This window comes from Azospirillum himalayense, from assembly GCF_042657465.1.
Taxonomy (GTDB): domain Bacteria; phylum Pseudomonadota; class Alphaproteobacteria; order Azospirillales; family Azospirillaceae; genus Azospirillum; species Azospirillum himalayense.
This window is the reverse complement of the sequence record NZ_JBHSLC010000108.1, coordinates 19,346-28,654: the sequence shown is the minus strand read 5'-3', so window position 1 is coordinate 28,654 and position 9,309 is coordinate 19,346. Positions and strand designations below refer to the sequence as shown.

Genomic DNA, 9,309 nt, shown 5'->3' with positions numbered 1-9,309 from the left:
TTACGAGCGGCGCGCCGACATCTTCACCGCCTTCCATCACATCGCCGCCAGCCTCATCTGCTGGCGCTTCGTCCAGAAATGGTTCTGTTAGGCGCTCTTACTGTGTTTCGTTGATAATGGCGGCGTTGTTTAGCTGACACCTATCGCGCGGCCCTCAAGAGGGAGCACGGTTTCCCGCTTGCAATGCGGGAAAACCATCACTCCAGGGGTAAGCTCCGTTCACCCCTCCCGGTGAAACGTCCTGCAATCGTTCAGAACACAGCAGAGGTGATCGAGGAACGCTTCGGCCAGCGGCGGGAGGGACCGTCCCGTCTTGCGGATGACCCTGACGGGACGGGAAAAGCCGAACATATCGATGGGGCGCGAGCGCAACGCCGGTTCGGCGGCGATCTCGCGCGCGGAGCCCGGCAGGATCGTCAAGCCCAGCCCCGCCCGCACCATGGCGATCGCCGTCATCATATAGGTCGCCTCGCAGACCGGCTTAGCGATCCGTCCGGCGGACAGGAACGCCTCGTCGACGATCTCGCGGACGCTGGTCGCCGGGTCCATCAGCACCAGCGGCACCTCGGCCAGCGTCTCAATGGTCACCCGCAGAAGATCGCCGACGACATGGCCCTGCGGGAAGACGATGTGCATCCGGTCGCGCACCTCCAGCACCGTGTCGATGTCCTGTCCTTTCGCCTCGCCCCCTGTAACCCCCAGATCCACCTCCTCCGATCGGACGAGCCCGAGCACGCGGCTGGCGATGACGTCCTTCAAAACGAAGGTCACGCCGGGATGAAGCTCACGGAAGGACTGGATGGCGTCGGGCAGCACGCCCGCCGCGATGGTCGGCAGCGCCGCCACGCGCACCACCCCGCGCCGCATCGCGGCGATCTCATGCGTGTCGACCACCACGGCATCCAGGTCGTGGACCATGCGCTGGAACACCGGCAGCAGTTCGCTGCCGATGCGGGTCAGTTCGACGGACCGGGTGTTGCGGTCGAACAGCTTGACCGCCAGGGCCTCCTCCAGCCGCCGGATCTGCACCGTCAGGGTCGGCTGGGCGACGTGCAGCGACTCCGCCGCCCGCGTGAAGCTGCGGGTCTGCGCGGCGGCGAGAAAGGCGCGTATCTGGCGAAGGCTGAGATCCATAGCTCAACTCTATTACTGACATTGAATCAATTCAATTGTTCGTGCGAACAATCTCGGCAAGGATGGTTTGCATACAGCGGAATTCAGCCGCCCGCCGGTGCGACGCGCCGGAGCGGAAGAACCGAAACGAATAAGAATGCAAGGGGGAGACCATGCCAGCCTCGCTCACCGGCGGCGCCCGAGCCGCCATGGGGACCGTCGCGTCCCACGCCTTCCCTTCGCCGCGCTGAGGACCGTCGATGCACCGCATCAGGATCGGGTCCGGCGCCGGCTATTCCGGTGACCGCATCGAACCGGCCATCGATCTCGCGGAACGGGGCGGCCTCGACTACCTCGTCTTCGAATGCCTTGCCGAGCGGACGATCGCCCTGGCCCAGCAGGCGCGGCAACGCGACCCTGCCGGGGGCTACGATCCGCTGCTGACGGTCCGCATGACCGCCGTGCTCGGCGCCTGCCGGCGCAACGGGGTGCGGCTGATCACCAACATGGGAGCCGCCAACCCGCTCGGCGCCGCCGAGGCGACGCGGGCCGTCGCCCGCTCCCTGGGGCTGGGCGGGCTGCGGATCGCCGCCGTGACCGGTGACGACGTTCTGGCGGTCGCGCGGAAGCTCGACGTCGCTCTGGAGGACGGCGGCACCCTGCGCGGGCTCGGCGACCGCGTGATTTCGGCCAACGCCTACATCGGCGCCGCCCCCATCGTCGAGGCGCTGGCCGCCGGAGCCGACGTGGTCATCACCGGACGGGCCGCCGACCCGGCCTTGTTCCTCGCTCCGATGGTCCATGAATTCGGCTGGCGGATGGACGATTGGGACGCGCTGGGGCGCGGCACCATGGCCGGACATCTGTTGGAGTGCGCCGGGCAGGTGACCGGCGGCTATTTCGCGGACCCCGGTGTCAAGGACGTGCCGGAACTGGCCCGGCTGGGCTTTCCCATCGGCGAGATCCACGCGGACGGCACGCTCGCGCTGACCAAGCTGCCGGGGACCGGAGGCTGCGTCACGCCGGCAACGGTGAAGGAACAGCTTCTCTACGAAATCCATGATCCCGCCCGCTACTACCAGCCGGACGTGGTCGCCGACTTCTCCGCCGCCCGCGTCGAGAGCGACGGGCCGGACCGGGTGCGCGTCCATGGCGGGTGCGGCACCGCGCGGACCGGGCTTCTGAAGCTGTCCATCGGCTACATCGACAGCTGCATCGGCGAGGGGCAGATCTCCTACGCCGGACCGGGAGCGGTCGAGCGTGGGCGGCTCGCGCTGGAGATCGTCCGCGAGCGGCTGGCCCTGACCGGCGTGCGGACCGAGGAGTTGCAGCTCGACCTGATCGGCCTCGACGCGCTGCACGGCGACCGGCTGTCGCGCGGCCACACGCCCTACGAGGTCCGCCTGCGGGTGGCCGGGCGGACGGCCACGCTGGAGGAGGCGGCCCGGATCGGGAACGAGGTCGAAACCCTCTACACCAACGGCCCGGCGGGCGGCGGCGGCGCCTGGAAATCGGCGCGCGAGATCGTCGCCGTCGCCTCCGCCCTGCTGCCGGAAAGCGCCGTGCGCACCACGGTCACCCTGCTGGAGGCGTAAGCCATGAAACTCCGGGACATCGCGCACGCCCGCTCCGGCGACAAAGGCAACATCTCCAACATCTCGGTCATCGCGCTGGACGAGACCGACTACCCGTTTCTGGCGGAGCATCTGACGGCCCAGAGCGTCGCCACGCATTTCCAGGGAATCGTGACCGGAACGGTGACCCGCTACGAGCTGCCGACCCTGGGGGCGCTCAACTTCGTGCTGACCGGGGCGCTCGGCGGCGGGGTCACCCGCTCGCTCGCCCTGGACGCCCACGGCAAGGCGCTGAGTTCCGCCCTGCTCGATCTCGAACTGCCGAACCGCAACCGGCAGAACAACCAATATGGAGGGGAACGCCCATGACCAAGCAGAAGACAACGTCCAACAACACGGCGCCCGCGCGCCCGCGCCTGACGGCGCTCCTGGGAGCCGCCGCCGCCGTCCTCATGACCGCGTCGGTCCAGGCCCAGGCCGCCGATCCGATCAAGATCGCCTACAACGGCGACATCTCCGGCTCGCCGTCGGCGGAATCGGGGCAGATCGGCGTGCTCGGCATCGGCGCCGCCGTGGAGGACATCAACAAGCGCGGCGGCGTTCTGGGCCGCCCCCTGGAATTCCTGGTGCGCGACGATCTGGGCCAGCCGCCCAAGGCGATCCAGAACATGACCGACCTGATCGACCGCGAGAAGGTCTCGGTCGTCTTCGGCCCGACCAATTCCGGCAACGCTCTGGCCTGGAAGCACATCGCCAACCAGAAGCGCATGCCGGTGCTGGTCTCCAGCGCGTCGAGCACCGCCATCACCGAGGGGCCGTCCAGCGGCAACTACCTGTTCCGCGTCTCCATGGTGGACCGCGAGCAGGCCGCCGCCCTGCTGGCCTATGTGAAGAAGAACCCCGAGGCGAAGGCGGTCGGCTTCTTCGTGGAGACGACCGGCTACGGACAGGCGGGGCTGAAGGATCTGGAGCAGATCGCGGCGCTGCACGACATGAAGCCGGTGTCCATCGAGAAATTCGACGCCCGCGACACCGACATGACCTCGCAGCTGTCCAAGGCCAAGGCGGCGGGAGCGGACACGCTGGTGGTCTGGGCGCAGGCGGCGCCGCTCGGGCATCTCGTGCGCAGCATGGAGAAGCTGGACTATTTCCCGAAGGTCTTCACCACCTGGGCGGCGTCCTTCAGCGGCTTCCCCGAGGTCGCCGGGCCGAAGCTGATGGAATGGCCGGTCTTCCTGACCACCTCCAGCGAGCGCAAGTCGGCGGAGGCGGACTCGCTGTTCGCGCGGATCGGGCCGAAGCTGGCCAACCCGTCGATGTTCTGGGCCGCCTCTCAGGCCTACGACACGGTCCTGCTGTGGGCCGCGGCGGCCGAGCAGGCCGGCGACACCAAGGGCGAGGCGGTGCGCGCCGCGCTGGAGTCTTTGAACAAGCCGGTCGCCGGCATGGTCAAGACCTACGACAAGCCCTTCTCCACCACGCAGCACGAGGGGCTGACGGCGGCGGACTATCACTGGTCGCGCTGGAAGGACGGCAAGGTCGTCGATTTCAACGACCCGGTGCTGGCCGGGTTGCAACCGGCGGACTTCAAGAAGTGACGCGGCCCGCCAACCGTCACGGAGGGTGACCCCATGCTGCAAGCCATCATCGGCGGGCTGACGCTGGGCAGCGTCTACGCCCTGATCGCCCTCGGCTTCAACCTGACCTACACCACCACGCGGACGCTGAACTTCGCGCAGGGGGACTTCGTGTCGGTCGGCGCCTTCGTCGGGCTTGGAACGGTGGGGGTGCTCACCGCGGCGCTCGGCGCCGACGCGGTCGGCTATGTCTGGCTCTACGCGCTGGCGGCGGTCGCCGCGGCGCTGGCGATGGGGGTGCTGGGGCTGCCGCTGTATCTGGCGGCGATCCGGCCCTTCGCCGGCAAGCCGGGCATGTCCTGGGTGGTCAGCACGATCGGCTTCGGCATCGTCCTGCAAAGCGCCGCCCTGTCGGTGTGGGGGCTGGGGGCGCGGATGCTGCCCGCCCCCTTCGGCGACGAGGTGTTCCGCGTCGGCGAGGCCGGCTTCCGCTCGCAGGAGCTGGTGGTGCTGGTCCTCGCCTTCGCGATCCTGGGGGCTTTCGACGTCGCCATGCGGCGGACGGCCATCGGCCGCTGCATGCGGGCGGTGGCGCTGAACCGCGACGCCGCCGCCCTGATGGGCATCGACGTGCCCCGCGTCATGGCGATGGCCTTCCTCGCCAGCTCGGCACTGGCCGGGCTGAGCGGCGTGCTGGTCGCGCCGATCCTGTCGGCCTCCCTCTTCATGGGGGTCATCATCGCCCTGAAGGGCTTCTCCGCGGCGATCATCGGCGGCCTGACCAACCCGCGCGGCTGCATGGCCGGCGGCCTGCTGATCGGCCTCGTGGAGTCCCTGACGGCCCTGTGGAGCGCGCAATGGCGGGAAATCATGGTCTTTCTCCTGGTCATCCTGGTGCTGGCCATGGCGCCCAACGGCCTGTTCGGCCGGAAGCTGGTGGAAAAGGTATGATGGAGGCCTCCGTACTCCGGCCGGCGGCCCGCCGTTCCGCCCTGCTGCGGGCGGCTCCGGCCCTGGGCATCGGCGCGGCGCTGGTGGCGCTCGCCCTGACGCTGAGCAACGATTTCTACCTCTACGTCGCCTTCATGGCCGGCGTTTACTACATCTGCGCCTCCGGCATGAACGTGCTGGCCGGCTATGCCGGGCAGAAGTCGCTCGGGCAGGCGGGGCTGTTCGCGGCCGGGGCCTACACGGTGGCCCTGCTGACGACCCGGCTGGAGCTTCCGCCGGCGCTGGCGCTGGCCGCCGCACCGCTGGTGGCCGCCGCGGTGGGCGTGCTGATCGCCCTGCCGTCGCTGCGGGTGAAGGGACCCAGCCTCGCCCTGGTCACGCTGGCCTTCGGGCTGGTGGTGGAGAAGCTGGTGACCGAATGGACCGACCTGTTCGGTGGCGCCCAGGGCATCTACGGCATCGCTCCGCTGACATGGGGCGACGAGCCCTTCGCGCTGAAGCACTGGGTGGTCCTGGTCATCGTGCTGGGCGTGGCGGTCCATCTCACCCTGTCCCACCTGCTGAACGGACGGTTCGGGCGGGCGCTGCTGGCGCTGCAAAGCGACGAGATCGCCGCGGAGTGCGCGGGCATCTCGGTCTACCGCTACAAGACGCTCGCCTTCGTGCTGGCCGCCGCGCTGTGCGGGCTGGGCGGCGCGCTGGTGGCGCAGCAGAACCAGTATTTCAATTCCGACTTCGTGACCTTCCACCTGTCGGTCTTCATCCTTCTGCTGGTGCTGCTGGGCGGGGCCGGCAACATCTACGGTCCCATCGCGGGCGCGGCGATCCTCACGATGACCGAGGTGTTCCTGGCGCAATGGCCGTCGGTGCAGCACTTCATCTATGGGGCGATGCTGCTGTTCGCGCTCTACCTGATGCCGACGGGCGTCGCCGGCGCGATCGCGCGCGTCCTGCCCCGCCGGATGGCCGTCCTGGATGGGGTGGAGACTCCCCCGCTGACCGCGATGGAGCGCGGCCGGGCGGAGCCGTCCGCCGGGTCCCTGCTGGAGGTGATCGACGTCAGCAAGGCGTTCGGCGGCGTGGTGACCGCGGACAAGGTCGGGCTGCGGCTGCACGCCCACCGGATTCACGCCCTGATCGGTCCCAACGGCGCCGGCAAGAGCACCCTCATCAACATCCTGACCGGCGTGATCTCCGCGGACTCCGGAACCATCCGGCTGGCCGGCCAGGACATCACCCGCGGTACGGCCCACGCCCGCGCCGCCCGCGGCATCGCCCGCACCTTCCAGAACCTGCGTCTGTTCGGCTCCATGACGGTGCTGGACAACGTGCTGATCGGCGCCCATGCGCGGATCGGCGTGACCGGGCGGGAGGAGGATGCCGTCGCCAAGGCGAAGGCCGTCCTGGACTTCGTGGGGCTGGGCGAGCACGCCGGGGCGCTGGCCGGCAGCCTGCCCTACGGCCTGCAACGCCGCGTCGAGCTGGCCCGCGCGCTGGCCGGCGACCCGGTCCTGCTGCTGCTGGACGAGCCCGCCGCCGGCCTGAACCCTCGGGAGACCGCCGAGCTCGGGCAGCTCATCAAGCGCATCGGCCAGCTCGGCGTCGCGGTGCTGATGGTGGAGCACGACATGGGCCTGGTGATGAGGATCTCCGACGAGATCGTCGTCCTCGACCGGGGCGTGGTGATCGCCGAAGGCGCGCCCCGCGACATCCAGACCAACCCCCGCGTTATCGAGGCCTATCTGGGCCGCGAGGACAGCCCGGAACCGGATGGGCCGGAACTGGACAAGGAGGAGCGCCCATGCTGACCGTCGCCGACCTGAGCGTCTCCTACGGGCCGATCCGCGCCTTGCGCGGGGTGTCCATCCGGGTCGGGGCCGGCGAGATCGTCGCCCTGATCGGCGCCAACGGCGCCGGAAAGAGCAGCCTGCTGCGCGGCATCACCGGTCTCGTCCCGGCGACGGGGCGGGTGACCTTCGACGGCCGGCCGATCGACGGGCTGAGCACCCCGCAGCGCGTCGCGCTGGGCGTCGCCATGGCCCCGGAGGGGCGGCAGATCTTCACCGACCAGACCGTCCACGAGAATCTTCTGCTCGGCGGGCATCTGCTGCGCGGTCAGCCGCAGCGGATCGCCGCCAACATCGACCGCTTCTACGCGCTGTTCCCCCGGCTGTTGGAACGGCGCGACCAGATCGCCGGCACGCTGAGCGGCGGCGAGCAGCAGATGCTCGCCATCGCCCGCGCCCTGATGACGGAACCCAAGCTGCTGATCCTCGACGAGCCCTCGCTCGGGCTCGCGCCCATCATCACCGCCGACATCTTCAGGACGCTCGTCGGCCTGCGCCGGGACGGCATGACCATCCTGCTCGTCGAGCAGATGGCCAACCAGGCGCTGGCCATCGCCGACCGCGCCTATGTGCTCGAAGGCGGGTCGATCGTGCTGGAGGGCGCCGCCGCCGCGCTGCGCCGCGACCCCCGCATCCGCGAAGCCTATCTCGGCGGCGACTTCGCCCACCACGCGGCCTGACCGGCGGCGCCTGTCCCAACCGGCCGCCTGATCGGCGGCGCTTATCCCAATCGGCCGCCGATCGGCGGCCCTGCCACACTCCAAATTCGGATGCCCCCCATGTCCCTGCCTTCCTACGATTGCTTCATCGACGGCCAATGGCGCCCGGCCCATTCGCGCGAGACGCTGGAGATCCTCGATCCCGCCGACGGCGCCGTCCTCGCGCGCATCGCCCGCGGCGGCGCGTCGGACATCGACGAGGCCGTGCGGGCGGCGCAGGCGGCGCTGCCGGGCTGGGCCGATTGCGTGCCGGTGCAGCGCGGCCGCGTCCTTCACGCCATCGCCCGCCGCATCCTGGCGGAGCAGGACCGCCTCGCCCGCCTCGAAAGCCAGGACACCGGCAAGCCGCTGGCCCAGGCCCAGGCCGACGCGGTCGCCGCGGCGCGCTTCTTCGAATATTACGCCGGCGTCGCGGACAAGGTGCTGGGCAGCTCCATCCCGCTCGGCCCCGACTACGCCGACTTCACGGTGCGCGAGCCGCTGGGCGTGACGGCGCAGATCGTCCCCTGGAACTATCCGTTGCAGATCGCCTCCCGCGGGCTGGCGCCGGCGCTGGCGACCGGCAACACGGTGGTCCTGAAGCCCGCCGAACTGGCGTGCCTCAGCGTGCTGGAGCTGACCCGCATCTGCCACGAGGAAGGGCTGCCGCCCGGCGTGCTGAACGTCGTTCCGGGGCTGGGGCAGGAGGCCGGCTCCGCCCTCGCCGCGCACCCCGGCGTCAATCTCGTCGTCTTCACCGGATCGGTTGCGACCGGCGCCCAGGTGATGCGCACGGCGGCGGACAACATCGTCCCGGTGCTGCTGGAACTGGGCGGCAAGTCGCCGAACATCGTGCTGGCCGACGCCGACCTCGACGACGCGCTGCCGGTGCTCCTGAAGGCGGCCTTTCCCAACTCGGGCCAGACCTGCTCGGCCGGGTCGCGTGTCCTGGTGCAGCGCGCTCGGCACCGTGAACTGGTCGACCGGCTGGCGGCGCTCTGCCGCGACCTGAAGGTCGGCACCGGCCTGCAGAACCCCGACATCGGCCCGCTGGTCAGCCGCGCCCAGCAAGGCAAGGTGCTGGACTACATCGGCATCGCCCGCGACGAGGGAGCGGAGGTCATCACCGGCGGGACGCCCCTGTCCGGCGCCGATCTCGGCCGCGGAAACTTCGTGTCGCCGACGCTGCTGGACGGCGCGCGCCCGGAGATGCGCGTCCATCGGGAGGAAATCTTCGGCCCGGTCCTCACCATCCTCCCCTTCGACGAGGTCGAGGAGGCGGCGGCGCTCGCCAACGCGACCGACTACGGGCTGGTCGCCGGGATCTGGGGCCGCGACGTCGGCGCGACCAACTGGCTGGCCCGCACCGTCAAGGCGGGGCAGATCTTCATCAACTGCTACGGCGCCGGCGGCGGCGTGGAGCTTCCCTTCGGCGGGTACCGCAAGTCCGGCTTCGGGCGCGAGAAGGGCCTCGACGCGCTGCTGTCCTACACGCAGGTGAAGAACATCTGCACCCGCATCGCCTTGCCCCGCCGCTCCTGAGTCCTTC

Annotated in this window: 8 protein-coding genes and 1 pseudogene; 8 read left to right on the top strand and 1 reads right to left on the bottom strand. The window is 69.9% G+C overall.

Going from position 1 to position 9,309, the window contains the following annotated elements:
- Nucleotides 1–91: pseudogene (locus ACFPMG_RS28755) on the top strand (IS5/IS1182 family transposase); the annotation flags it as partial.
- 128 nt (nucleotides 92–219) lie between these two features.
- On the opposite strand, the gene ACFPMG_RS28750 reads toward ACFPMG_RS28755, so the two are convergent.
- A complete protein-coding gene (locus tag ACFPMG_RS28750) occupies nucleotides 220–1,134 on the bottom strand; it encodes a LysR family transcriptional regulator (RefSeq protein ID WP_376998609.1) in 915 nt (304 codons plus the stop codon).
- Between the two features lie 239 nt (nucleotides 1,135–1,373).
- Between ACFPMG_RS28750 and ACFPMG_RS28745 the strand changes: the two genes are divergently transcribed.
- The 7 genes from ACFPMG_RS28745 to ACFPMG_RS28715 all read left to right on the top strand — a co-directional run bounded on the left by ACFPMG_RS28745 (nucleotide 1,374) and on the right by ACFPMG_RS28715 (nucleotide 9,302).
- Nucleotides 1,374–2,708 (top strand): acyclic terpene utilization AtuA family protein, encoded by a 1,335-nt coding sequence (locus ACFPMG_RS28745; RefSeq protein ID WP_376998607.1) that lies wholly within the window; start codon nucleotides 1,374–1,376, stop codon nucleotides 2,706–2,708.
- A 3-nt stretch (nucleotides 2,709–2,711) separates the two neighbouring features.
- Complete coding sequence (locus ACFPMG_RS28740) at nucleotides 2,712–3,056, top strand: AtuA-related protein (RefSeq protein ID WP_376998605.1); 345 nt, start codon at nucleotides 2,712–2,714, stop codon at nucleotides 3,054–3,056.
- Nucleotides 3,053–4,285, top strand: a complete 1,233-nt coding sequence (locus ACFPMG_RS28735; protein WP_376998603.1) for an ABC transporter substrate-binding protein — start codon at nucleotides 3,053–3,055, stop codon at nucleotides 4,283–4,285. The genes ACFPMG_RS28740 and ACFPMG_RS28735 overlap by 4 nt, the downstream gene beginning before the upstream one ends.
- 33 nt (nucleotides 4,286–4,318) lie before the next feature.
- Nucleotides 4,319–5,215: a branched-chain amino acid ABC transporter permease gene (locus ACFPMG_RS28730; protein WP_137117434.1), complete on the top strand. Its 897-nt coding sequence runs from the start codon at nucleotides 4,319–4,321 to the stop codon at nucleotides 5,213–5,215.
- A complete protein-coding gene (locus tag ACFPMG_RS28725) occupies nucleotides 5,212–7,023 on the top strand; it encodes a branched-chain amino acid ABC transporter ATP-binding protein/permease (protein ID WP_376998601.1) in 1,812 nt (603 codons plus the stop codon). Before ACFPMG_RS28730 ends, ACFPMG_RS28725 begins: the two co-directional genes overlap by 4 nt.
- Nucleotides 7,017–7,742 carry an ABC transporter ATP-binding protein gene (locus ACFPMG_RS28720; RefSeq protein ID WP_376998600.1) on the top strand — a complete coding sequence of 242 codons (726 nt, stop codon included), beginning with the start codon at nucleotides 7,017–7,019 and terminating at the stop codon, nucleotides 7,740–7,742. Before ACFPMG_RS28725 ends, ACFPMG_RS28720 begins: the two co-directional genes overlap by 7 nt.
- A 99-nt stretch (nucleotides 7,743–7,841) precedes the next feature.
- Nucleotides 7,842–9,302, top strand: coding sequence for an aldehyde dehydrogenase family protein (locus ACFPMG_RS28715; RefSeq protein WP_376998599.1), 1,461 nt, complete (start codon nucleotides 7,842–7,844; stop codon nucleotides 9,300–9,302).
- Nucleotides 9,303–9,309 lie beyond the last annotated feature (7 nt).

Bases quoted from the DNA above. Each gene is read 5' to 3' on its own strand.
- ACFPMG_RS28750 (WP_376998609.1), bottom strand. From the start codon at position 1,134: ATGGATCTCAGCCTTCGCCAGATACGCGCCTTTCTCGCCGCCGCGCAG.
- ACFPMG_RS28745 (WP_376998607.1), top strand. From the start codon at position 1,374: ATGCACCGCATCAGGATCGGGTCCGGCGCCGGCTATTCCGGTGACCGC.
- ACFPMG_RS28740 (WP_376998605.1), top strand. From the start codon at position 2,712: ATGAAACTCCGGGACATCGCGCACGCCCGCTCCGGCGACAAAGGCAAC.
- ACFPMG_RS28735 (WP_376998603.1), top strand. From the start codon at position 3,053: ATGACCAAGCAGAAGACAACGTCCAACAACACGGCGCCCGCGCGCCCG.
- ACFPMG_RS28730 (WP_137117434.1), top strand. From the start codon at position 4,319: ATGCTGCAAGCCATCATCGGCGGGCTGACGCTGGGCAGCGTCTACGCC.
- ACFPMG_RS28725 (WP_376998601.1), top strand. From the start codon at position 5,212: ATGATGGAGGCCTCCGTACTCCGGCCGGCGGCCCGCCGTTCCGCCCTG.
- ACFPMG_RS28720 (WP_376998600.1), top strand. From the start codon at position 7,017: ATGCTGACCGTCGCCGACCTGAGCGTCTCCTACGGGCCGATCCGCGCC.
- ACFPMG_RS28715 (WP_376998599.1), top strand. From the start codon at position 7,842: ATGTCCCTGCCTTCCTACGATTGCTTCATCGACGGCCAATGGCGCCCG.